This window comes from Algoriphagus persicinus (genome assembly GCF_035156415.1).
GTDB lineage: Bacteria > Bacteroidota > Bacteroidia > Cytophagales > Cyclobacteriaceae > Algoriphagus > Algoriphagus persicinus.
On the sequence record NZ_JAYEEY010000028.1, the window covers coordinates 1 to 24,576 of the forward strand.

21 protein-coding genes are annotated in these 24,576 nt (G+C 40.8%); 6 read left to right on the forward strand and 15 right to left on the reverse strand.

Annotation, left to right across the window (positions count from 1 at the left end; translation table 11 throughout):
* Window positions 1–2,000: DUF7507 domain-containing protein (locus U3A58_RS18120; protein WP_323825811.1), on the reverse strand; the 2,000-nt coding region annotated here is incomplete at its 3' end.
* A 439-nt stretch (window positions 2,001–2,439) separates the two neighbouring features.
* Between U3A58_RS18120 and U3A58_RS18125 the strand changes: the two genes are divergently transcribed.
* Both U3A58_RS18125 and U3A58_RS18130 read left to right on the forward strand, forming a co-directional pair.
* Window positions 2,440–3,876 carry an aldehyde dehydrogenase family protein gene (locus U3A58_RS18125; RefSeq protein WP_323825812.1) on the forward strand — a complete coding sequence of 479 codons (1,437 nt, stop codon included), beginning with the start codon at window positions 2,440–2,442 and terminating at the stop codon, window positions 3,874–3,876.
* A 183-nt stretch (window positions 3,877–4,059) separates the two neighbouring features.
* Entirely contained in the window at window positions 4,060–4,929 is an 870-nt protein-coding gene (locus tag U3A58_RS18130; RefSeq protein WP_323825813.1) for an alpha/beta hydrolase, read from the forward strand.
* A gap of 33 nt (window positions 4,930–4,962) precedes the next feature.
* Here U3A58_RS18130 and U3A58_RS18135 read toward each other — a convergent pair whose 3' ends face one another.
* Both U3A58_RS18135 and U3A58_RS18140 read right to left on the reverse strand, forming a co-directional pair.
* Window positions 4,963–5,196, reverse strand: coding sequence for a hypothetical protein (locus tag U3A58_RS18135; RefSeq protein ID WP_323825814.1), 234 nt, complete (start codon window positions 5,194–5,196; stop codon window positions 4,963–4,965).
* The gene (locus U3A58_RS18140) at window positions 5,171–5,773 is read right to left on the reverse strand and encodes an RNA polymerase sigma factor (RefSeq protein WP_323825815.1); all 603 of its coding nucleotides are present in this window, start codon (window positions 5,771–5,773) and stop codon (window positions 5,171–5,173) included. The genes U3A58_RS18135 and U3A58_RS18140 overlap by 26 nt, the downstream gene beginning before the upstream one ends.
* Before the next feature lie 348 nt (window positions 5,774–6,121).
* Between U3A58_RS18140 and U3A58_RS18145 the strand changes: the two genes are divergently transcribed.
* Both U3A58_RS18145 and U3A58_RS18150 read left to right on the forward strand, forming a co-directional pair.
* On the forward strand, window positions 6,122–6,469 hold the full coding sequence (locus tag U3A58_RS18145) for a DUF3127 domain-containing protein (RefSeq protein WP_323825816.1): 348 nt from the start codon (window positions 6,122–6,124) through the stop codon (window positions 6,467–6,469).
* Between the two features lie 15 nt (window positions 6,470–6,484).
* Window positions 6,485–6,946: a hypothetical protein gene (locus tag U3A58_RS18150; RefSeq protein WP_323825817.1), complete on the forward strand. Its 462-nt coding sequence runs from the start codon at window positions 6,485–6,487 to the stop codon at window positions 6,944–6,946.
* Here the strand turns inward: U3A58_RS18150 and U3A58_RS18155 are convergent.
* Genes U3A58_RS18155 through U3A58_RS18170 form a run of 4 tightly spaced genes read right to left on the reverse strand, consistent with a single transcriptional unit; the run spans window position 6,943 to window position 10,591 of the window.
* Window positions 6,943–7,083 carry a hypothetical protein gene (locus tag U3A58_RS18155; RefSeq protein ID WP_323825818.1) on the reverse strand — a complete coding sequence of 47 codons (141 nt, stop codon included), beginning with the start codon at window positions 7,081–7,083 and terminating at the stop codon, window positions 6,943–6,945. The two genes, U3A58_RS18150 and U3A58_RS18155, sit on opposite strands and share 4 nt — an antisense overlap.
* A 36-nt stretch (window positions 7,084–7,119) precedes the next feature.
* Window positions 7,120–7,635, reverse strand: a complete 516-nt coding sequence (gene purE, locus U3A58_RS18160) for a 5-(carboxyamino)imidazole ribonucleotide mutase (RefSeq protein ID WP_323825819.1) — start codon at window positions 7,633–7,635, stop codon at window positions 7,120–7,122.
* Window positions 7,635–8,777 (reverse strand): 5-(carboxyamino)imidazole ribonucleotide synthase, encoded by a 1,143-nt coding sequence (locus U3A58_RS18165; protein ID WP_323825820.1) that lies wholly within the window; start codon window positions 8,775–8,777, stop codon window positions 7,635–7,637. The genes purE and U3A58_RS18165 overlap by 1 nt, the downstream gene beginning before the upstream one ends.
* A gap of 44 nt (window positions 8,778–8,821) precedes the next feature.
* Window positions 8,822–10,591 carry a MutS-related protein gene (locus U3A58_RS18170; protein WP_323825821.1) on the reverse strand — a complete coding sequence of 590 codons (1,770 nt, stop codon included), beginning with the start codon at window positions 10,589–10,591 and terminating at the stop codon, window positions 8,822–8,824.
* Between the two features lie 309 nt (window positions 10,592–10,900).
* On the opposite strand from U3A58_RS18170, the gene U3A58_RS18175 reads away from it, so the two are divergent.
* Complete coding sequence (locus U3A58_RS18175) at window positions 10,901–11,731, forward strand: hypothetical protein (RefSeq protein ID WP_323825822.1); 831 nt, start codon at window positions 10,901–10,903, stop codon at window positions 11,729–11,731.
* Between the two features lie 308 nt (window positions 11,732–12,039).
* Here U3A58_RS18175 and U3A58_RS18180 read toward each other — a convergent pair whose 3' ends face one another.
* The 4 genes from U3A58_RS18180 to U3A58_RS18195 form a co-directional block, all read right to left on the reverse strand.
* On the reverse strand, window positions 12,040–13,581 hold the full coding sequence (locus tag U3A58_RS18180; protein WP_323825823.1) for a M20/M25/M40 family metallo-hydrolase: 1,542 nt from the start codon (window positions 13,579–13,581) through the stop codon (window positions 12,040–12,042).
* A gap of 10 nt (window positions 13,582–13,591) precedes the next feature.
* Complete coding sequence (locus tag U3A58_RS18185; RefSeq protein ID WP_323825824.1) at window positions 13,592–13,729, reverse strand: hypothetical protein; 138 nt, start codon at window positions 13,727–13,729, stop codon at window positions 13,592–13,594.
* A 152-nt stretch (window positions 13,730–13,881) separates the two neighbouring features.
* A complete protein-coding gene (locus tag U3A58_RS18190) occupies window positions 13,882–14,700 on the reverse strand; it encodes an alpha/beta hydrolase (RefSeq protein WP_323825825.1) in 819 nt (272 codons plus the stop codon).
* A 70-nt stretch (window positions 14,701–14,770) separates the two neighbouring features.
* Complete coding sequence (locus U3A58_RS18195) at window positions 14,771–15,670, reverse strand: sugar phosphate isomerase/epimerase family protein (RefSeq protein ID WP_323825826.1); 900 nt, start codon at window positions 15,668–15,670, stop codon at window positions 14,771–14,773.
* 571 nt (window positions 15,671–16,241) lie between these two features.
* On the opposite strand from U3A58_RS18195, the gene U3A58_RS18200 reads away from it, so the two are divergent.
* Window positions 16,242–17,516 carry a hypothetical protein gene (locus U3A58_RS18200; protein ID WP_323825827.1) on the forward strand — a complete coding sequence of 425 codons (1,275 nt, stop codon included), beginning with the start codon at window positions 16,242–16,244 and terminating at the stop codon, window positions 17,514–17,516.
* A 183-nt stretch (window positions 17,517–17,699) separates the two neighbouring features.
* On the opposite strand, the gene U3A58_RS18205 is transcribed toward U3A58_RS18200, so the two are convergent.
* From U3A58_RS18205 to U3A58_RS18220, 4 genes are all read right to left on the reverse strand, one after another.
* Window positions 17,700–19,748: a tetratricopeptide repeat-containing sensor histidine kinase gene (locus U3A58_RS18205; RefSeq protein WP_323825828.1), complete on the reverse strand. Its 2,049-nt coding sequence runs from the start codon at window positions 19,746–19,748 to the stop codon at window positions 17,700–17,702.
* A gap of 2 nt (window positions 19,749–19,750) precedes the next feature.
* On the reverse strand, window positions 19,751–21,703 hold the full coding sequence (locus tag U3A58_RS18210) for an ATP-binding protein (RefSeq protein ID WP_323825829.1): 1,953 nt from the start codon (window positions 21,701–21,703) through the stop codon (window positions 19,751–19,753).
* Window positions 21,704–21,788: 85 nt separating this feature from the next.
* Window positions 21,789–21,938: a hypothetical protein gene (locus U3A58_RS18215; RefSeq protein WP_323825830.1), complete on the reverse strand. Its 150-nt coding sequence runs from the start codon at window positions 21,936–21,938 to the stop codon at window positions 21,789–21,791.
* Window positions 21,935–24,553, reverse strand: a complete 2,619-nt coding sequence (locus U3A58_RS18220) for an ATP-binding protein (RefSeq protein WP_323825831.1) — start codon at window positions 24,551–24,553, stop codon at window positions 21,935–21,937. Before U3A58_RS18220 ends, U3A58_RS18215 begins: the two co-directional genes overlap by 4 nt.
* Between the last annotated feature and the right edge of the window lie 23 nt (window positions 24,554–24,576).

Below are 24,576 nucleotides of genomic sequence, written 5' to 3' on the forward strand. Positions count from 1 at the left end.
GTCACTTCTGTCAACGTTACGTTTCCGTTGTTGGTCACTTCGAAAGTATACGTGATCACATCGCCTGCTGCATTGTAGGTAGACTGGGAAGCAGTCTTCTCAATCATGATCGATGCATCCTGAGCCAATAGAACAGTTTCATCATCCGTATCTTCTTCAGATTCATTTGAATCCGCAGTAGCGGTATTATCAACCTGACCAGTATTTATATCATCTTGAGTAACAGAGTAAGTAGCTGTATAAGTCCAAATCTCATCAGTGGCCAAAATACCATCATCTCCTGTATCACCACTTACATAAATAGGAGTAGATAAACCAGGAAGTGGATCTGTTACAGAAATATTAGAAAGGCTTACATCCCCTCCATTACTAACTAAAAATGTATAAGTGATTGTCTCATCTACATTTGCAAATGTATCAGCATTCTCATCATTGAATAAACCTGTTTTAACAATCTCAATTACAGGATCCTGACAAATAGGGACAATCGTTGGTTCATCATTATCTGCTAAAGAACCAGATAAATCAGAAGCAGTAAAGCCATTGGCATCACCACTTACTGATGCTTGATTCTGAACCTGCCCAGCTTCAATATCTGCAGGTGTAATAGCATAAGTAGCTGTATAAATCCAAGTTTCTCCAACACCTAAAGTAGCGTCGCCATTTCCATTGTCAAAAAGAGTAAAATCAACTAATGCATTTGGAGCTTCAAAAAGTGGATCAGAAATCTGGATATTTGTTAAATCATAATCTCCATTGTTGGTAACCGTGAAACTGTAGTTAATAGTAGGATTCAAAGTAGGATCCAAACAATCTTCTCCAGCTGGACCATTAGTTGCCTCTTTCACTAAAGTAAGACTACAAGCACCTACAGATACAACAACCGGCTTAATTACTTCACAGTTTGTTAAGGGGTCAGTTGCTTTGATAAAATAAGTCCCGCTGGTAGCTACCGCATCTGGATCATCCAATTCAATAGTAGCCAAGTCATCAGTCCAATAAGTATACACCAAATCTGCAGAAGAACCATTAGTAACGGCAGCTGCAGTAAGATCTACAGTACCTGGGCTACAAACTGCCGGTGGAGATTTGATCGTAAGTATAATCGGGTCATTTACAGTAACATCAAAAGTTTCCTCATCGGAAATAATACCTTTAGTAGCAGTCAATGTAACAGAATATGTCCCCGCATTGTCGTAAGTATGCGTTAGATTTGTTTCCGTCGACGTATTTCCATCACCAAAATCCCAAGAATAGCTAAATGCAACACCATCTGCACCGCCCGTTGAAAGGTTGGTAAATGAAGCATTAAGATTTTCACAAAAAGTCTCAAATTCAAAATTTGCTGCAACTGGAGTTTCTACAACAAAACCTTCTCCCACATAATCACACTGAGAATTACCTGCAGTTGCTGGGCAAGTTTTATCATTCGGCTTTGCATTACCAGTAATCCAAGTTTGATAAACATTTTTAATCTCTACTTTGGTCCCGTAATTCCAAGTGAAGTCAGCCACTTTCAGCTCCAGACCATTTGTGATATTAATCGTATTTCCTTGAGCATCTTCGACAACGATACACAAGGCTTGTTGACCTTGGTTTACACCATCTATAATAAGGTCGAATTGAACATGGAAATTATATCCTTGTCCACTTACAGCAAATGTTACAAAGATATCACCGTCAATAGGCGTGCCTATTGGGGTTCCGACTAGATCATTCGGCTCAAATGCCACACCCGTATTAGGATCCCTAAAATCAACATCAACAATCTGAAGATTATTTTGAGGACAAGCAGGTGGATTATTTGGATCAATGTTAAATGGGGTAGCAGGGTTTACAACCCCGACTTGGCCAAAAACCTCAGTTCCACTAAATATTCCTAGAAGAAAAATTAGCGGAAAAATAAATAGCATCCGAAAATCGGACTGCCAGCCTATTTTCGATAAAAATCCACCCTTGGAAGGCTGGCCGCTGAATTGACAATTGGATATACTGTCCATATCGTTATTATTTAAAATTTTTCTAGTTCGTAATCGTCGTTCTATAATATTCTGTTTTTCAGATACTTGGTAGAGAAAAAATCTACTTCTCAAACTACTTTTTTCCTTACTTTTCGGAGACCTAATCATTCAAAAAACCTAGAATGAGAAGCCGTTTCTCCGATCAACGCTATTTATTTGCTGTAAAAATACACTTTTATGTTTTTCATATGCAAGCTTTATTGAAAATATTTTGATACATAATGCGTTTTTTTTTATGTGAAAATATTTTTTCACGTGTTGAAAAGTGTTTTTTATTGAGATTAGCCATTCAAATCAGCACTATATTCTGCTAAATGAGCCTCGTTTATACCATGTATATTTATTAACTCCGCTTCTCGGAATAACATATGTACATTATGAATTGAGAGTAACTTCAGATAAAATAAGTATTACTGAAATGGTAGAACATCCAAGCAAGGAATCCTCAATCAATAATTTTGACCAGCTGTTCAAAAGCCAGCAACAGACTTCTATGAGGTGGAGAACTTCTTCTACGGTCGGAAGAATTGCTCTTTTAAAAAAAATAAGCTCCTGGGTAAAAGACCATCAGCAAGACATCAGAGAAGCATTGAAGAATGATTTCAGCAAGCCAGAAGCGGAAACTGATCTGACAGAAATATTTCCTGTAACAAGCGAAATCAACCATACAATAAAAAACCTGAAAAAATGGATGAAGCCAAGGTCAGTATCAACTCCGCTTCCTATGCTAGGGACGTCGGCCAAAATATATACCGAGCCTAAGGGTACTACTTTAATAATTTCCCCATGGAACTATCCTTTTAATCTTACAATTGGACCGTTGATTTCTGCTTTAGCTGCAGGCTGCACCGCTATCATCAAGCCTTCGGAGATGACTCCACATACTTCTGAGTTGATTTTTAGAATGATTTCTGAACTTTTCAAACAGAATGAGGTAGCCGTAATCCTTGGCGAAGTGGAAGTTTCTCAAGCTTTGCTAAAGCTTCCTTTCAATCATATCTTTTTCACAGGTAGCCCAGCTGTAGGTAAAATTGTCATGAAAGCTGCAGCGGAGCATCTGACCTCTGTCACCTTAGAATTGGGTGGGAAGTCGCCTGTGATTATACATGAAGATGCTGAGTTAAAAGATGCTGCTGAAAAGTTGATTTGGGGGAAATACATGAATTGTGGACAGACTTGTGTAGCACCTGACTATATATTAGCTCATGAGTCGATCCAGGAAGCACTTATCTCAGAGATGAAAGTTGCTATACAAAAGATGTACGATCCAGAATATAAAGGAATAGATCAATCTCAGGATTTGGCTAGAATTGTAAATGACAAACAATTCCAGCGACTTGTTCATTATGTCGAAGATGCTGTCTCCAAAGGAGCCAAGGTTGAATTTGGGAGCAAGAATGAGCCACATTCACGACACATAGAACCCACGATTCTTACAGGTGTAACTGACGAAATGCTGGTAATGGAAGAGGAGATCTTTGGCCCTATTTTACCAATAGTTCCCTTTGCTACATTAGACGAAGCAATAGCATTCGTCAATTCCAAACCAAAACCTTTAGCTCTCTACTATTTTGGAAAAAACGCTGACCTCTCCGCCAAAATACTTCAAGAAACCAGCTCAGGGAATGCAGTAATCAATGACTGCGTAATTCATTTCCTTCATCAGGAATTACCATTTGGCGGAGTAAATAACAGCGGAGTTGGCAAAGCACATGGCTATCATGGTTTTTTGGCCTTCAGCAATGAAAAAGGAGTACTCAAGCAACGTATAGGATTAAATAATGCAACCTTACTCAGACCTCCATACGGCATCAAAGCGAAACAAATAATAGCTTCATTAATTAAATGGTTTTGAAGTGTTTCAAAATTGATACTGCCCCGACTAGGTAATAACACCTTTTATAAGGAAATTTAAGTTGGTCAATTTGAAATATTCTAGCTGGGCAAACACATCTTCAGAACTAGACAACTCTTTTATTAAAAAATTAAAGTTCAACCTAACCTCAAATAAATTATTTCAACTCAAGCACTTATTGTCATGTTAAACAAATTTTTCAAATTTCGCTTTTTAGTACTCCTGTCCTCTTCGATAATTTTTTACTCTTGTAATTCTGATTCAGAAGAACCTATTCCAAATCCAATTGCTGCATTAGACATCACAAATGAAGCCTATGGTACTGATGCGAATAATTCAATGGATATTTATTTGCCAGAGGGAAGATCTAAAGAAACGACCCCTCTATTTATTTACATTCACGGAGGCGGTTGGATTACGGGTGACAAGAGTGAAATCCAAGCTTTTCGTCCAATAGTAGAAAATGCATTCCCTGGCTATGCAATCATCTCTTTGAATTATAGCCTTCTTGACCTTGCCTCCGGAACTGGGAAATTTCCTGAACAGGAAAATGATATCATAGCGGCAATAAATCACATACTCTCGAAAACTGAAGACTGGGATGTATCTCAAGAGCTTATTCTAGCAGGGGCAAGTGCTGGAGGCCACCTGGCATTACTCCACAGCTACAAGCACCCAGAAATCGGAAATATTAAAGCAGTGATGGCTCTTTTCCCAATTACTGATTTAACTACCTTTTTTGATTTCAACTCCAATAGCCAGCTGTTACTTTCGGTTATGCTAAATGGCAATCCAGTAAGTCAATCAGGTGCTTATATGGAATCCAGTCCTATTACGTATGTAAGTTCCACCTCGATTCCAACCGTCCTATTCCATGGAGCAGCTGATGAGGTGGTGCCCATTTCACAAAGTGAATCGTTAGCTGCTGAGCTAGAAAAAAACAGCGTTGCTAATTACTTTGAGGCAATTCCTGGAGAAGTGCATGGGTTCCAACCTATTACTTACTTAGGAGTAATACAAAAAGCTGCTCAGTTCATTGCCAATGAGCTATAAAAAAATCCCGCATTAAGCGGGATTACCGTGTTTTCAGACTCGTTCGAGTCCCGTAGATTGAGCTCTCTTTTTGATCGCTTGTACTACTTTTTCAGAAGGTTGAAGCAGGATCTGATCCATTTGCTCTATTGTGCTCAGCATTTCTACATATTCTTGAATCAGTGAATCATCACTATGCAAGGCTTGCACTAAGAGTTCTTGCTCTACCTCCGTCATTTCCTGATAAATATACCTTACCAGGTCATTTGGGGTAAATGGTTTTGTCATATGCAAAATTTAGTTGTTTCATCTTTTTCCGCAGGTGAATCAGCGCGTATCGCATTCTCCCAAGAGCGGTGTTTATACTTACGCCTGTTTGATCAGCAATCTCTTGGAAACTCATGTCCAAGTAATGTCGCATGATCAAGACCTGCTTCTGAGTCTCAGGAAGCTCCTCTATCAGGCGCTTCACGAGCTCAATGTTCTCTTCCCTTACCTGACGGTCTTCCACATTTTCCTCCGCAAATTTCAGTGAATTAAAAATGTTAGATCCATCTTCCATTAATATGGTGGGATATCTTTTGGCCTTTCTGAAATAATCAATGGCCAGATTATGAGATATCCGCATCACCCAAGGCTGAAATTTTCCCTCTTCGTTGTATTTATCTGAATTAAGTGTATTGACCACTTTCACAAATACATCTTGAAGCAAATCTTCAGCTACCTTCTGATCTTTGACGATCAGAAATATGGTGGTGAACATTTTACTTTGGTATCGATCTACTAATAGATCAAAGGCTGCATCACTACCATTTCGATACTGTGCTATCAATTCACTGTCCTTAGGACCAATTCGCTTACTCATTTTAAGTTGGTTTATTATAAACGTAAAGGTCTAGGCCATAGTATCTGATAAGGGTGAAACAAAAAGAAACATTTTTAAAAGTATGATTTCAAAAACAACTCTGCAAAGAAAATTCAATGATTTTACCTTACTAATAGAGTCATGGACACAATCCGAATTTTATTTCTCAAAAAAGACGAAAACAAAATTTTATTTGAAACATGTAAAATTCAGACTTCACTTTAACCAATGTTTATGCCAAAAAATGTTAAACCCCACTTTTGAAATAAAGTAATTTGCAGTGATCCAAACAAAACATTTCAACCGCATTGTGTACCTTCGCGGAGATAGAAATTTAAAAATACAACAATGGAATTGAGCGGAAAAATAATCCAAAAACTACCCGAAGTAGGTGGAAATTCAAAAAGTGGCAACCCCTGGAGAAAGCAGGAATTCATCCTTGAAACAGGAGGACAATACCCTAAAAAAGTTTGTGTTTCTCTTTGGGGAGATAAAATCGATCAGTTTTCTATTAATGCAGGTGAAAATGTAACCTTGAGCATAGATGTGGAAAGTAGAGAATACAATGGCCGATGGTACACTGAAGTGAAGGCTTTCAAAGTAGAGAAAAACGGAGGCGCATCTGCTTCCCCATCTGCAATGCCCGAGGTGGACACTTTCCACTCTGAAGGAGAAGAAGACAAATTACCTTTCTAAAAACACTACTGCCATATGTGGGACGATTTCAATGACGACGAGGCAGATTGGGATGAGGACGATGAGTTCGATGCACGCAAGGAGCACGAAAACATTTATAAGCATCCATTGATGAAAAAGGCCAGGGATATCTTTTCCTTGACCCGGGCATTAGTAGGGAGTTTGGATGAGGCGAGGAAAGAGCTTTATGGCAATATCATGATGGAAGATGCCATGATGATGAGCACCAAATTCGCTGAAGCAGAAGGGATTTCTGACTATGTTCTGAAAATGGAGAAAGCAGTAGTCATGAAAGTGCATGCGAAAATCCTCAATACTATGACCTATCAACTTGGAATGGAAGAAACTCATGCAGAAGAGCATTTGGAGCTACTCAGGGAAGCCATAGAGGAATATCGCATACTCTTTATTGAGTGGACCAAGGGATTTGACCCAAGCGAAAAAAATGATGATGGCTGGGGGATCTTCACTGATTAACTTCCAAATTGAAACCCGAAGTAGGCTCCCACTCCCATCAACACCAAGGTGATCACCCCCAGAAGAACTAATACATCCAAAGGAACCTCCCACGGCACCTCTCCAATCTTAAATCGAATTATCTTTTTCCAATTCATGGCATTCAATTAAAATGCGGCTTTTCACCGCATTTTTTATTTTTTAAGTATCGCTTTCCAACCTTTAGCTTCAATCTGGGCGGCAGACTCCTCCACTTTTTCCTTCAGCGTTTTCTTGTAAGAATCTAAGCTTTCTCCCACTTTAGCATCAAAAGAGCCGACAATTGAAGCGGCTAGAATGCCCGCATTTTTACCACCATTCAGCGCAACTGTCGCAACAGGAATCCCTCCAGGCATCTGCAAAATGGATAAAATACTATCCCAGCCATCAATGGAATTAGAACTTTTGATAGGAACCCCAATTACCGGAAGGCTTGTTATCGACGCTACCATACCTGGCAAATGCGCCGCTCCGCCAGCACCAGCCACTATTACTTTGATACCTCGCTCCCGTGCAGAATGCGCGTAATCAATCATACGCTGCGGTGTACGATGTGCTGAAACTACCGTCAGTTCATAGGTTACACCTAATTCTTCCAGCATTTGCGCGGCCTCCGCCATGATAGGAAGATCCGATTGGCTTCCCATAATAATACCTACCTGTGGATTCATTATATAGCTTTGATTTTGATTAATTCTTTGATTCGTTGCGCCTTTTCCATCAAGCCAACTACCGTATCTGATAAAATGGTCACATGTCCCATTTTTCTAAATGGCTTGGTGATTTTCTTGCCATATAGATGAATGTAAACCCCTTGCTCAGCCAACGCTTCGTCTTGACCTTCCACCAAAACAGACCCAGTGAAACCAGCTTCTCCAAGCAGATTAATCATGGCAGCGGGACATCTCAAGTCTGGATTTCCTAGCGGCCAGTTCATAACCGAGCGTAAATGTTGCTCAAATTGGGAGGTAAAATTAGCTTCAATAGTATGGTGCCCACTATTGTGTGGACGGGGAGCCACTTCATTTACCAGTATTTCTCCATCTTTGGTCACAAACATTTCCACGGCAAGAATTCCAACCATTCCTAATTTTAAAATCACATCCTTCGCGATATTCTCAGCTTTCTCAGCAACCTCTTGAGAGATTTCTGCCGGCGCAAAAAGAAACTCAACCAGATTGGCAGTCGGGTGAAAAGCGCATTCCACAGCAGGATAAGCGATCAGGTCACCTGCTTCATTTCTTGCCACCGTCACAGCAATCTCCTTGTCGAAGTCAATGAGTTTCTCCAAAAGACCAGGCGCATCAAAGGCATTTTCCAAATCTGATTCAGATCTCAATACCTGGACTCCTCGACCATCATACCCTTCTTTACCCAGCTTATTAACTGCCGGAAGAAAACCGGAATTGTGGATAACATCCGCCTTGTCCACTGTTAGAATAAAATCAGCAGTAGGAATCCCATGCAGTTGATAAAACTGTTTTTGCTTGCGCTTGTCTTTTATAAGGCTCAGAATATCAGGCTGTGGATAAACTTTCTTTCCTTCCCTCTGCAATTGCTCAAGTGCTTCTATATTGACACTTTCTATCTCCACTGTTATGACATCACATCCATGCCCAAAGGCATATACTGTTTCAAAATCATTGAGTGAACCCACCGTAAATCGCTGGGCGAGATCCTTGCAAGGAGCATTTGGATCAGGATCCAATATGTGAATGTCTTGGTTGTAATTGATCGCCGACTGAATAAGCATTCGGCCTAATTGACCTCCTCCGAGGACTCCCAAAATGGGTGATTGCAATGGTATAGCCATAGTTTATTTGAAATCAAAAATAAGATAATCTCAAGAAAGAGAAATCACTTTTCCGGTTGAAAACGGATTCCCATCAATTCCATAAGTTTATGGGCATTGAAACTCGGGCATGCTCCCCGTTTTATTTTGTAATCAAAGTCAATATTCTGATCGTGTATTTCCGAATGAAAACTGAAATTAGTTACCGAATCCATTCTATCCTCCAATTCGGCAAGTTCAATATCATGCGTACTGATTATCCCCAGTGCAGCCGTATGATCTACTTGCCTGATTAGCGCTTCCGAACCAGCTATACGGTCTTCAGTATTGGTTCCTTTCAGAATTTCATCAAGCAAGAATAAGATCTTTTCTCCCTTTTCTATTCTATCGATCAATTGCTTGATCCGACTAAGTTCGGCATAAAAGGAACTGACACTTTCTCCCAAGTTATCCGTATTACGCATACTGGTATAGAGCTGAAACCCAGAGAAACCGAACTCTTGAGCAAAGGGACTCAAACCTAGGTTGACCAACACACAATTAATCCCCAGGGTTCGCATGAAAGTGGTTTTCCCACTCATATTTGCTCCTGTGAGCAAAATGATACGTTGATTTTCGTCAATAATGAAATCATTCGGCACAGCTACTCCTGGCAAAAGCAGCGGGTGAGAAACTTCCTTTGCCACCAATCCTTTCTCAACAGGAAGCACCTTGCCTTTACCGCCAATTTCCTCTTCAAATGCACCCAGAGATATCAAAACCTCCCATTCCACTAGCTGAGCAGGGAAATTGGCAACCAAATTCCCATGACTTCTTTTCCAAGACATCAGCTGTAGAAATAAAAACAGATCCGTCCAAAAAAACAGATTCAAAGGAATATAAAGTATATTGATTCTGTTCTGTATCCAAAGTCCTAAACTATCCAGCTGATCGAAAAGTGTGGAGGCTTTGACCCCTTTGGTGAGGAATGGTGCTTGCATCATCTTCAAAAGCGGGGATTCCATTTGCTCTTTTTCCAAAACTGCCAGCCAATATCGATATGTTTTTAGCTGATCTCTACTTGGGATAGAATCCGCTGCCTTTTTCAAGGGCTTGAAAACTATCCCTAGAAATACAATCCCAATCAAAATCCAAATCCCTAGAAATACAGCTGGGATGATTTCTAAATATGCTAAAACCGACAGTGTAAGGCCTCCTATTGGCCCTAGGAAGGCAACTATGCGAATCAATAGTGTGCTTCTCTCATCTACCTTTAACCAACTTACCCACCCCGAATTTGATTTTTCTTCATTGTAAAAAGCCAACCCTATGCTTTCCATTGCCTGAAGGAAAAGCAACTTGGTGGATAACTCAGCAGAAGCCTCGCGAAAGGTAGCCGCTCTGTCCAGATCAAACGCAGATTTAAGTTTTGCGGCGAGTGCTTCCTTCCCTTTTTTTGAAACGGTATGGTTTAAGAGTTGAAAAAGAGAATGGTCTCCAAAGAGATCCAGGTCATTGGAAAAAGGGTGAGTTTTGTCCTGATATTCTATCCCCGCATCAAGTTCTTTCAGTTTTCGGCCTACTCGTAATCTTTTGTTCAGGTTCATTTTCTCCAGTGCCAAATAAATGGCTTCCTGATCTTTCAGCTCATTATATTTTCTTATCAAAGAAATAAAAGCAACAACAGAAGCCCCAAAAAACAAAAACCACACAGGGTTATCCGAAACAGCCAAAACAAACAGCCCGCCCATCGCAAAAAAGACCATCAACCTCAGGAAAGACAAGGTGACAACCTTACTTTTCACTGTTTTCAGCTTCTCTGCGAGATCAGAATTCTCGAAATCAAATCCTTTCATGCCCAAAGATATGAATTGAGCCAAGCTAACGGATCAATTTGGCTCAATCCTTGAAACATATTCAAATTTTAACGAGTCATAGACGTTTATCATCTATCACACACTAGGTATGAAACCCGGCAAACACAAAAAAAAGTCTGAAAATAACCTAGAAGAAGAATGAGATCTTTCTTGAGTAATGGGAATACTTCCTAATGAAATCCCATTTACTCAAAATATCGGCTGTGCAGGTGGCAAAATCCAAAAGCATAGTAATACGAATATGAAATCAACTAACTAACAAATACACTTTTACCAACTATTTCCCTTATGAAAAATACATTCAATCCCTCATTCTTATTTCTCATGATCTGCAGCATTATGCTCATCTCCAGCTGCGACATGAATGATGAACCTACTGAGCCAAACCTAACAGTAGTAGAGGAAGACACGCAAGTCAACATGGCTTTTGAAGATTTAGATAATGTTACACTTACGGTGCTCAGCAGCAGCGGTCTCAGTGCAAGAACCGCAATTGATATCCCTGCAGGCAATATTTGCGATGGAGCAGTGGTGTCAATAAATGAAAGTGCAAAGACGATCAAGGTTGACTTCGGTGATGGCTGCACCAGCTCCAATGGGGTGATCCGAAAAGGAATCATCAATCTTACTTATACCGGAAATCTGCTGCTTACTGGGGCAAAAGTCACCACAACATTCGACGGATATGAAGTAAATGGGTACAAGGTAGAAGGCACCAGAACTATCACGAATAAGGGGGTTGACATAGAATCGAATACGGTCAACTTGGAGGTAAAAATCGAAAATGGGAAAGTCACCTGGCCTGATGACACTTTTGTGACCTTGACCAGCGACCAGCTTCGAGACATCAAACTTGGTACTCAAGGAGCATACGAAGCTTCTATTACAGGAACTGCCGTTGGGACAAGTCGTAGTGGATTTGCATACACATCCTCGGTTACAGAGGCGTTGATTTATACCAAAAGCTGCCTAGAATCTGGAGTAACTGTCCCTCTATCAGGCGTCTTGGAATTTCAGTATTCTGAAATTGAGGCTTCCGTTGATTACGGGGATGGTGCATGTGATAAAAAGGTTACCATCTTTTATCCAAACGGCTCCAAAGAAGTGACTCTAGACTAATTCTCATCTGATAAAGAAAAGAAAAAACGGCTACTATTCGAGGTAGCCGTTTTTGTTGTAGAAAAGAAATTATTTGAGGGCTATGGTATTATTTGCACTTTTCTCAACAATACCAGCCGGCAAAGGGCTTCATCACGCCTCTCTACTTCTTTATATGTATTTGAAAATTGCTGATAAATAAACTTAACTGAATAGAGCCCGGCATAACACCGGACTCTTTTCAAAGCTTTAAATATTTGCGACCAGTCCCACTTTGGAGCCTGATCCCAAATCTAATGCTTTTAAACTCATGGAATGAGGCATACTGATTATTCTACGCCGCCTTTTCTGGTAGGAGAACGTACCGCAGGCCAATCTGTAGGCTCACCATTTCTTCCAATCGGGATTCTTACGTCTCTGGAAACCATTCCGTCTTCTTCACTTGCCATATAGACCATTATAGCTGCCATGATCACATTATTTTGCACATCGTCGAAGATGATTTTATCATAGGTATCCAAATTGGTATGCCAAGTATAAGTGCCATAGGACCAACTAAGCGAGCTCAATGAGAAGGCAGGAACGCCCGCTGCCACGAAGGAAGCGTAGTCAGATCCGCCGCCACCTGGATTGCCGGGGAAGGTAGTTTCGATGTCTCTAGTGATACTTCTTGGTACTTTAGCCATCCATCTTCCTAGGTATTCATAGCTGTCTACAAAGCCTTGACCTGATACATTAGCTACTCGTCCAGTACCGTTATCCTGATTGAAAAGCGCTTGGATCTTAGGGATTATTTCCGGATGATCCTCTACGAAAGCTCTTGAACCATTCAATCCTTGTTCTTCAGAACCCCAGTGACCTACCAATATTGTTCTCTTAGGATTTGGATAGACTTCTTTCAGCACGCGCATCACTTCCATCATCATGATGGTACCAGTACCATTGTCAGTCGCCCCTGTACCGCCATCCCAAGAATCAAAGTGAGCAGAAAGCATCACATATTCGTCCGGCTTCTCAGTTCCTTTGATTTCAGCAATAGTATTGAATGTTGGTACCATCCCGTTTTCTTTAGATTGAGCATTTAGGTGGATCATTGGTTTCTTTCCACTTTCTGCTAGTCTAAAAAGCATACCATAGTCTTCCAATGAAAGATCTACCGTAGGCACTTTTTTGGTAGATGCAGAGAAGATTTTGTTTGCTCCGAAACCCTGAGACCAGTAGGAAGTAATGATTCCCAAGGCTCCTGCACTTTCTAGCACTGTTGACAAATCTCTTCTTCCTTTGCCTATTTTTCGAAGTCTTTCATTCCATGCTCTACCTGAAGCCATACGATCTTCTTTCATTTTGGAGAAAGATTCCTCAGTGGCAAATTCTTCCCAGTTGTAGTCAGGACGACCAGTTACCTGAGGAGCTGAGATCATAACGTATTTGCCTTTTACGGATGGGAGCCATTTTGCGAAAGCAGATGAATCAACCAAATCTGGAATCACCACTACTTCCCCTTGAGCGCCACCTTGAGGTGAAGAAGGACTCCAAGCTAGTTGAGTGCCAGCTAGAGATCTAGTCCAAGGAGCTACCATGTCGATGTGGGTGATTCCTCTCTCCCAGCCTCTCCACTCTCCCCATTGCTCGTTTCTAGCTTCGATTCCCCAGCTTTTATATTTTGCTAGAGCCCAATCATGTGCTTTTTGCATTTGAGGAGATCCTACCAACCTTGGACCGATTCCATCCATCAATTCATGGCCTATCTGCTTCAACTGAGAGTTCTCAGTTTCCTCTTTAATAATTTTGTCAATTACTTCGTCTTGAGCTTGGACATTGCTGCCCAGAAGTAGCATCAGACCCATGCCTAATAAGTATCTCGATTTCATATAATTATAATTATTTTTTAAAGGTCATAACCTGTCCCGTGTCGAAGGAAACGGGATAGCCTGTCCCGTCCGCCGCGGCGGATCGGGAGAATCTCGCATATTTGATAATCATCCCAGGGTGTGACTCTTGAGTCATGCTCGATTTCATTTTTGGATTGTTTTATGGTTAAAATTATACTTTGCTCCGCTCATTTCCGCGCCGTTGGTGGATTTGTAGAGTAGGCAAAGCATCAAGTGCTTCATTGGGCTTTAGAATTGAATATTCTATAAAAATATGGGGATATCGGAAATAATAGATTTCTACGGCCTTTGTTCAAAATACTTATGGAAAAACAGCAACTGATACTGCACGGCATCTGCCCAGTATTCCCAAGTGTGCCCTCCAGGTCCAGTAATAAATGAATGTGGGATGTTATTGTATGCTAGTTTTTCGTGGAGTTTCACATTGACATCGTAGAAGAAATCCTCAGTGCCGCAACTAATGATTAACTTTAGTTTATTTGGAAGTAGTCGATTGCTTTGACCCATCGCGGAGAATTCTTCCCATCGCTCAGCATTTTCGGCTTTGGTGCCTAGGTATTTTTTCATCTCCCAGTTTTCTGGAAATGGCTCTATGTCCACTCCACCACTTAAGCTTCCTGCTGTACCATACGTGTTCTGATGGCGAAAAGCCAGATAAAGTGCTCCATGCCCACCCATGCTTAAGCCCGTGATTGCTCTTCCTTCACGGCCTTGAATCGTGCTGTACTTTTGGTCGATAAACTCCACCAATTCTTTTCCTACATAGGTTTCATACTTGGAACCCTGCACTTCTGGACTATCCCAATACCAGCTTCCGTAATTTCCGTCTGGATTGACGATAATGAAGTCATATTGATCGACGTAGGATTGCAGCTGGGGTACTTTACTTATCCAATCGCTGTAATTACCTGAATATCCATGTAGCAGATAGACAACTGGATATTCTTTAGTCTCTGAGTAACTCGATGGAGTAATCACTACTGCCTTAATCTCTTTTTGCATGGAAGAACTGAAGGTGGCCACGGTGTCCACACTGGCGAAGACATTCAGAGATAGCAGAAAATTAAGTGAGAGCAGTATGGGAAATTTGTTTTTCATTTAAGGGTTCAAATAGATTTAAGGAAATTGAAAAGTTAGTCTACTGAATTAAAGAGGTGTGATGATGCCGCTATTCAAATAAGTTGATCAGGTTTTTCTTAAAATATTCTGCGCTGTCTTTTACACTTTGCATGGGATTCTGAGCGAAATTTCCGCCTTGCTCTATGTAGTAATGTTCCATTCCCGAGAGAGATGCGTCCGGAAGGATTTTGGTATAATCGATAGAGCCATTTCCCATCTCAGTATAGTCTCTGCTGATCTTATCCAAGTCTTTAATGTGCCACATGACAAATCGGCCTGGCGCTTCCATGAAAAGCTCATGCGCTGTACGCTGAGAGCTGTGAGCTACCCAAAAGAGATCTATTTGGAGTTTGACTAGTTCTGGATCAGTATTCTGAAGAATGATGTCATAGCCATTTTCACCATTATGATCAGTAAATTCAAAATCATGGTTGTGATAGGCAAATCCAAGTTCGGCTTTATTCACGCGCTCTCCAATCAAATTTAGCTTATCGGCCAAGATTTTAAAACTCTCTATGGAGCGGGACTCTGGATCAAGCCACGGCCAGGTAATATATTTTTGTCCCAAGGCATGAGCACCTTCTATACTTTGATCTGTATAGCGAATAAGTTCATCGTCTGCGGCTCTGAAGTATTTGATAAAATCGTAATGACCACTGGTGCTGTCAAGGGAATTATCCTCTAACACTTTCTTAAAATCAATTGCGGGCATGCCGTAAAAGCTCTTCGAGGGACCATCATATCCGTAGATTTCAGTGTCCTGATAGCCAAATTCTGCTATCGTTTTAAGCGCTTTCTTGGGATCTTCAGCCATAGCGGCTCTAATCGTAAATAGCTGCAGACCCATTTTGTAGGACTTCAGTGGTGGAAGGCGGAAACCGGATAGGCCACAGCCTGCGGCTGAAAGAGCAAGTCCAGATTGCTTGATAAAATTACGGCGATTAATCATAGATTAGGTTTGGGTTAATTAGTTAGCGTTGAAGATAGCGGGTTTGATTAATTTAATTTGCCCTATCGCATCGTTAAGCCTCGCAAAATTGTCTTGAAATGATGTTCTGGTAAAGTGCCAATAATGAACATCTGTAGAGTTATTTGACTATCATTAGGTAAGTACATTGCTATAAAAGGGCCTGAATTGTCCACCGATATACTACTATTCCTTTTGAAGGAAGATAGTCCAAAGTTCAAAATAACATTTCAAATTAGTATCTCATTTGGGCGATGAGGAATTCTTTTACAACTGCCATCAACTAATTTTGAGCACAATTTCCTTTTGGCTATTTACCAGCAGAGATCATCCAACGGATTCTGGCAGCTTTCCTTGCTTCTTTGAACTAAATTACATCAATAAGCCTTCTTTATTAGCAAGACCCTCCTATTCCCTTTCTGATACTAAATTTCGAATAGTATAAATCAAATCCAAAACCCCGCTGTATTTTCAACTATAAATGCGAATCATTTCCAAACCCTTCCATCTTTATAATACCGTTTATTTTAATTGCTCAACGATTTGCTCAACCATGAAAAGGCTATCCTTTGGGCTAATTTTTTTATTCTTTTTGGGACCTCTTTCTGCCCAGACTTCAGGGGAACTTACGGATCAGGATACTACTACAGCTCAAGCCCTGGATACAGTCAGTCAGGATATCATCACCGTATTTCTTGATTGTGAGGTTTGCGACAATAATTTCATTCGCCAACAGATAAATTTTGTCAATTATGTAAGAGATCCCATGTTGGGGCAACTTCATCTGTTTATCACGAGTCAGGGTACAGCCGGAGGGGGCCGAGTCTTTACGCTTTCGTTTATCGGCAAGCAGCGTTTTCTGGATATCAACAATACCCTTTCCTACTCTTCTGTTCAAACCAACACGCGAGATGAAGAGCGGGAAGGTTTAAATTCCATAATTACTTTGGGCTTAGTGCCATATGTGGCACACACTTCCATGGCAGATAAATTATTGGTTTCCATTTCAGACATTGATATTGAACAAAGACCTGAAAAAGACAAATGGAAAAATTGGATTTTTGAAATATATGGAGGAATTGATTTCTCCAAAGAAACAAGTGTAAGTGCCTTAGATCTGAGGTATGGATTCTCCGCGGAGCATATTACGGAACAATGGCGTATTCGCTTAAGGCCATATTTTAATTATAATAAAAGGGATTTTGCAAGGAATGGTGAGGTGATTGAGAGCATACTCCATAGAAACGGATTTTACGGAAGAGCGGTAAGAAGTATCAGTTCACATTGGTCAGTTGGCTTATTTACCAATGTCATTTCCTCCACATTTAGTAATATCGATTTGGGTATTTCTGCTGCCCCAGCTATTGAGTACAGTATATTTCCCTACACAGAGGCTCTTCGCAAGGAAATCACCATAGCTTACAGTGCCGGATTTGACAGGCGGACCTATATGGAAGAAACAATTTTTGGCAAACTGGAAGAAACCCTACCCAGTCATGCATTGGAGTTTGGGGTGAGAATCCGTCAACCCTGGGGATCACTTAGAATAGAACTGGAAGGTTCTCAATTTTTACACGATCTGAGCAAATACAGGATTTCCTTTGACAGCAATCTGGCATGGAGAATATATAAAGGGCTCTCTGTGAATCTTTCTTCCGAACTTGGTATTGTTCGCGATCAGCTATCCCTTCCTAAAGGCGATGTTTCTTTAGAAGACATCCTGCTCCAGCAGCGGCAATTGGCTACGAGTTTTGGAGTGTCAATGTCGGTTGGTATCAGCTATAGTTTTGGCTCCATCTACAACAGTATTGTCAATACCCGATTATAAGAAAGGCTCTATAAGATTTATAGTGTGCAAGAGTATAAGCTAAATTAGCAATGGGTTCATTTTGCTAAATGAATAGCAACCTGCTTTTCGAATCGCTAAGAAATCAAGGTTTATTTCTAATTCTTTAGCTTTTTAACAGTTAAAAAACTTTCATGAGAATATTATGCGGATTTGATTTACAAATTACAGAAGAGGTAGGGCGATTATGAATTCCGATCCTTTTTCTTCCCTTGAGTTTACTGTGAGTTCCCCACCATGCGCCTTCACCATATCGTAGCTTAAGCTCAGCCCAAGTCCAGTACCAGAGCCAGTTGGCTTTGTAGTAAAGAAAGGCTGGAAGATCTTTTCTTTGATAGAGTCAGGGATGCCGTTTCCGTTGTCCTGGACGGAGATTTGAATCCCTAAATCCCCTGCCCGTCCGTCAGGCAGGCCTGAAGGGGACTTCATCACCATTGTTTTTACTGTTACTAGAGGTTTGTAAACTTCTCCCCCTTCAGAGCCTGACCCGATGTTTCGGGAGGGTTGGTGGGTAGTTTTCGCTTTTTCATTGACTGCATAAAAAGCATTATTCACCAGGTTGAGAATGACTCTTCCGATATCCGATGCCACCACATTTACTTTAGGCAAGTCCGGATCAAGCTCTAATTTGAAGTCTGCATTAAATGATTTGTCTTTAGCTCTTAATCCATGGTAGGAAAGTCGTACAAACTCATCAGCTAAAGCATTCAAGTCTGTCGGAGCTTTTTCACCTTTATTTGCACGACTGTGCTCCAGCATTCCTTTGACAATAGCATCTGCTCGTTTTCCGTGGTGAGCTATTTTGTTCAGGTTTTCTCTTAAATCTGCCGATATAGCTTTTGCCTCTTCCTTATCACCTTTTTCAATTTCCTCATCCAACTCCTCGATCATCTCGCTGCTTACCTCAGAAAAGTTGTTCACAAAATTCAGCGGGTTCTGAATCTCATGAGCAATGCCGGCGGTGAGTTCTCCGAGGGAGGCCATCTTTTCGGATTGGATAAGTTGGGCTTGGGTGGATTTGAGTTTGACTAATGATTTTTCAGCCTTATTACGTTGAATATCAATTTCCTCTTTTTGATTTTGAAGCAAAATATTGGCTTTATGCTTTCTTTTGTTGTTGGCGTAAAGTAGTAGGGCAATAAATAACAACAGCACAAAACCAACCAGAAGTGAAATCTGCTTTATTCTATTTTCGTTTTCGACCCTATCTTGTTCAATTTTCCTTTGACGTTGTTGTTCATCAGAAATTGCTTTTTGTAACTCCTGGACTTTTTTAGAACCATACAATTCGTCCGTTATTTCATTTACTTTTTTAAGATAAAAATTAGCTTCCCTAAAATTGACTGAGTCATATTGCTGCGCCAAGATGATACTTGATTCCAGTATGTTATATTTATATGAGATTTCCGTCGCTTCAGAAAATCCTTTCTTAGCGTAAAAAATACATGAATCTGTTTGGTTCAACTCGTTGAAAAAAACAGCTAACACGTTATAGGCAAGTGAGTTGTAGAAATGATTATTGTTCAACTCATTGATGTGTGTACTTTCTCTTAAAAAATTGAATGCTTCACTATGATTACCTAATTGAAATTGAAGGGTTCCCATCTCCATAAATAGAAAAGCATGTCTCGACTTATTTCTAAAAAGGTCCAAGCTATTGTATGCTTCTTCTAGGTAGATAGAAGCTGAATCAAACTGATTATTTCTTCGATAACCCCTTCCAAGATTTAAGGTTGAATTTATAGCTAAATCAAGATCATTGGCAGATTCAAAAGACTTTATCGCCCTCTTTTGGTAGATGATTGCGTCTGGATTATACCCAAGTTGAGAATAAACAATGCCTATTTGGTTCTCGCATTCTCCAATTTGTTTGTGATTCTTATGCTTTTCGAACAATTGAAGTGCCCTAAATAAAAATTCTAATGCTTTTGGGTAGTCTCCATTTACACGATAAGCCTGGCCCAGCATGTAACTCGCATTGTCTTGGTAAATTTTAACCTTTTCTGCTAATTCTATTGATTTTTGCGCATAGATTATCGCTGAATCTGGATTTGTATTCTGGTAGAAATCAGATAATTCGTAATAAAGATAAATCAGATCTTCGTCAAGCCTCGACTGGGCGAATTTTTGTCGTAGGCTATCAATTTTAGGGTTTTGTGCAAAGCCAATATCCCATATGAAAAGGAAAAATAGGGTGAAAATAAGCTGTTTCATGTTTAATTTCCTTTAGCTGGTAGTTGAATAATAAACTCAGCACCCATTCCATCACTTGAATCAACCCTCAACTCCCCACCATGCGCCTTCACTATATCATAAGATAATGATAAACCAAGTCCAGTTCCCGAACCCGTTGGTTTGGTAGTAAAGAAAGGCTGGAAGATTTTTTCTTTGATGGAGTCAGGGACGCCGGAGCCGTTGTCGGAAACTGAGATTTCAATATACCCCCCCTTGCCCCCCTCAGGGAGGAGTTGGCGGGTGCTCACTTGGATCATTGGTTTAAAATCAGAATCTGTGTTTTCAGATTTAGCTTTTTCGTTTACCGTACTTCGACTGCGCTCAGCACAGGCGTAAAAAGCATTGTTCATCAGATTGAGAAGAACTTTACCAATGTCCTGTGGAATAACCGAAACCTTGGGAAGATTGGGGTCAAAGTCTGTTTTCAGCTCAGCTTTGAATTCGGGTTCCTTTGCTAAAAAAAATTGATAACTCAAGCGAAGAAACTCATCCGCCAATGCGTTGAGATCAGTAGGCTCCTTCTGACCAGATCCTCTTTTGCTATGTTCCAGCATTCCCTTGACAATGGCATCGGCACGCTTACCGTGGAGTGTTATTTTTTCTAAGTTCTGTTTGAGATCATCGGCGATTTCCACTGCAAACTGTACCGAAGCTTCGGTACCAGCTACCAACTCCTCTTTCATTTCATCCACTAGCTCTGTGCTTACCTCTGAAAAGTTATTGACGAAGTTCAACGGGTTCTGGATCTCATGGGCGATGCCCGCTGTGAGTTCTCCCAGACTCGCCATTTTTTCGGATTGGATGAGTTGGGCTTGGGTGGATTTGAGTTGCTGATAAGCGGCTTCGATTTTAAGTTTTGCCTTTTGTTTGGTTCGATTATTTCTATATAAGAAGATTGCGGTGATCAGCAGGAGTGAGGCAATTCCTAATATTCCACCCATTATCAAGCGATTCCTATTGGCCATTTCAGCGGCTATAATCTCATTCTGTTTTTTATCATTTTCCTCAATCATATCCCTCATTACTTGCATATTTCCTGCTCCATAAAAGGTATTACGAGTTTTATTGGCCAGCTTCAAATAGGCCAGTGCTTGAGCAGGATTTTGTTTCTCATAATATTCGGAAAGAATTTCACTTGACCTTAGAATCTCCTTTTGTGTAGAATAAATTTTAGCTTCGGTCAGTCCTTTTTCAGCATAATAAATAACCGAATCGATTTGATTCTTTTGCTTATAGTACGAGGCAATATCGTTGTATGTAGCTGATGAAAAAAATGGCTCGTCGTTTCGACGTGTCATTTCCAAAACATGGAAATAATCTGATAGAGCTAACTGATCCTGACCTTTATTTAGATAAATTTTAGCTCTCAAATTATACCATGGTGGATAAACATCATAAACATTAGGATAAGGCCCAAATTTTATAGTTTTAAATTCCTCGTAACATTTATCTAAATGGTATTGAGCTGTGTCAAGTTTATTTTGTTTTTCGTAGATCGAAGCCAAATAATAATGCCCATAGGCTACGCCTAATTGGTCTTGGTGACCCAAGGCAATTAATTTCTCTAAATAATTTTTGGCTCTTTCATAATCACCGATTTGTATATAAGTATTTCCCAAATTGCTATAGGCTGGACCTATCCCCGCCGCTATCCGAACGGGAATATTTTTACCTAACTGAAGAGCACGTAATGAAATTTCAATAGATTTGGGCAAGTCCCCTTTATTGCGGTTAGCTCCAGCCATAATCCCTAAAGCCCCCACTTGAACAGAAGTATTTTGGCTTTTTGACGCTAAATCAAAAGCTTTTTCACCATAGTAAATTGATGAGTCTGGATTTCTATTCTGAGTTAAACTCGCTAGTTCTAAATAATATTCCGAATTGAGACTATCGTTTGCAGAATTTCTGATTTCTAATGTCAGGTTTCTGATCAAAGTGTCGAAACTTTTTACTGTGTCCTGACAGAAAACCGAAGAATTGAATAAAACAAAATATAATGTACAAAAAATTGGTCTCATATTATTTTGAATTAAGAGGCATTATAATTGTAAACTCTGATCCGCTGCTTATAGTAGATTGAACTGTCAACTCCCCACCATGCGCTTTCACGATACAAGTCTGAATCACGGGTTTATAGGAATTATTGGATTTCACTGATTTTGTTTTCATGATAAGGATAATTTAATGGTGAAGTCGGTGCCTTCATTTTCGTGCGATTTTACTGTCAATTCCCCTCCATGCGCCTTTACAATATCATAACTCAAAGACAGCCCCAATCCTGTCCCAGATCCGGTAGGTTTGGTAGTAAAGAAGGGCTGGAAGATTTTTTCTTTGATGGAGTCGGGGATGCCGGAGCCGTTGTCTTTGACGGAGATGGTCACCAGGTCGCCTGACTTCTTGGTGCTAACTGAAACGGTAGGCTCGTAGCCTTCTTTTCCAGACTTTGCCTGCTCATGGACTGCGAAAAATGCGTTATTAATCAAGTTCAGCACTACCCGACCCATGTCTTGAGGGATGATGTTGATATTCCCGATCGACTTATCGTAATCAGTTTCCATACTTGCGTTGAAACTTTTGTCCTTAGCTCTCAACCCGTGATAGGAGAGGCGGAGGTATTCATCTACCAGGGCATTGATGTCGGTGGGCTCTTTGGTGCCGGTGCTGCTGCGGCTGTGCTGCAGCATGCCTTTCACGATGGCGTCGGCTCGCTTGCCGTGGTGGTTGATTTTCGTTTCGTTTTCCCGGATGTCTTTTGCGAGTTCCTTCGCTTCGGCATAATTTTTTTGCTCTAGCTCACTTTCTAATTCCGCAGCCAGTTCTGAATTGACCTCCGAGAAGTTATTCACGAAGTTTAATGGGTTTTGAATCTCATGGGCGATACCGGCGGTGAGCTCGCCAAGCGAAGCCATTTTTTCGGATTGGATGAGTTGGGATTGGGTGGATTGCAGCTGTAGCAGTGTTTTCTGCAACGAATCTCTTTGCTGACTTAATTCCTGGTTGGCTTTCTTCCTGGAAACACTATTTCGATAGATTACAACAGAAAACACCAGCAAGAAGACCAACAATATGCCTGCCATTACAAGAATGATGCGTTGATTTTCATTTTCACTTTCCACCATTTTGCGCTGAGTATCCAACCGGTCAATTTCATGCTGACTCTCTTTGATCGCTCCAGCCACTTGCATCTCAGTAAACTGAATCTGGTTATTCAGCCGCTCGTTTTCTGTCACCAGTTGTTGGTTAATTTTCAAATATTCGATAGCCCTGCCCAACTGCCCGGTTTCTTCATAGAGCTCCGCCACCAATGCTGAACCGGAGATCATGGTGATAGTCCAGGTGGTTTCGGTTGCGTATTGATATCCCTGAATGGCATACTGCAATGCTTTTTCATAGCTTTTTTCTTCCTTAAAATTGTTAGCGATTACGAGTGCACTGTAGCTCGCGCCTCGAAAGTCGGCAATAGACAGCAGCAGGTTCAGCGCACGAAAATTATTCTCCAAAGCCTGTTCTGCGTTGCCAGTTTTGTACAGCTTGGCTGCCTCCTCCTGTTGATGAAAGGCAAATAGTTGCCTATTCAATGTAGAGTTAAGATTATTCCCGAGGTAGTTGAAGTAGTGATCCATGGCTCTATTAATACTGTCGGGAATGCTTGAAGCTTCGGACCGGCCAGTTTCGTGAGGTTCTTGATTAATAGCATCCTCATTGAGCCCGCGCTTGGTTTGAACATAAAGCCAATATACCTTCTCTATTCCTTTGGTATAATTCATTTGTTGGTGAAAGCGTATCGCTTTTTCGCAATTCTCAATAACTTTAGTTCGCAACTCCGGTTGCCTAACAGAGGCCCGTTGATAGATTGATGCGGCATGATAATAGCAAAATGATTGAAGGTTTGTTTCTCCAAGCTGTTGTAATAGATCAAGCGAATTTGCATTGTAGCTCAGCCCCAAGAAGTACCGGTTATTGCCTCCGTAATTTCGACTGAGCATATGATATCCCCAGGCACGGTTAAAAGGATCTTTAATGGTTGAAACCTGATTGGCCAGTGACAATTCAATTTCCGATGTCTGGTTGATTTGCTGAAACCACAGGTCTTCAAGCTGCTGGATTTTCATCACAAGGTTGAGTAGGATTCCTTCCGGTGTGTCCCGATAGTTATCGGGATAAAGGTTGAGCACCTCGTCCCGATGAATCTGGTACTTTCGAATTTCTTCTGTCTCTTTATAGGTATTTCTGGGCAGTTTCCACCACCGGTACATCATGGCTAACTCTGCATGGAGATGCCTGACAGAAAAGGTATCTCTTAACGACTGGTAGTGTTTCAATGCGTGCTCATAAGCATCTATGGCTACCCCGGCAGTGTCGCTCTGAATGTCCTTACGCCCCTCAATATTTCCCCATCGGTTAAACTCACTGTGTTGTTTTAAAAGCCAGTCGGCTTTCACCTGGTTGGCTTCTTTCAGTTGTGAATAGGAGTGAAGGAATCCCAAAGCCTCATGGAAATAACCCAGGTCTTGGTCGTTGCCTGATACTTCAGCGATCTCTTTTAATCTTTTCGTGGCTTCCATCCCATCAATTATCCGGAGGCTGTCGAAACACATTTGTGCATATAGGGATGTAAGGCTGGTATATTGTGGATCATTTTCCGAAAGCTGACTTACATAAACTTTAAGACTATCAATTTGATCAGTTGGAACGTTTGAGTTTTGAGAGAAACCTGGCTGACTTAAAGTCCACCCAAAAAGGATCATGAGCAGGATATGCCAAAACCATGTATACTGGATCATGTTTCGTTTCAATATTTGATTTT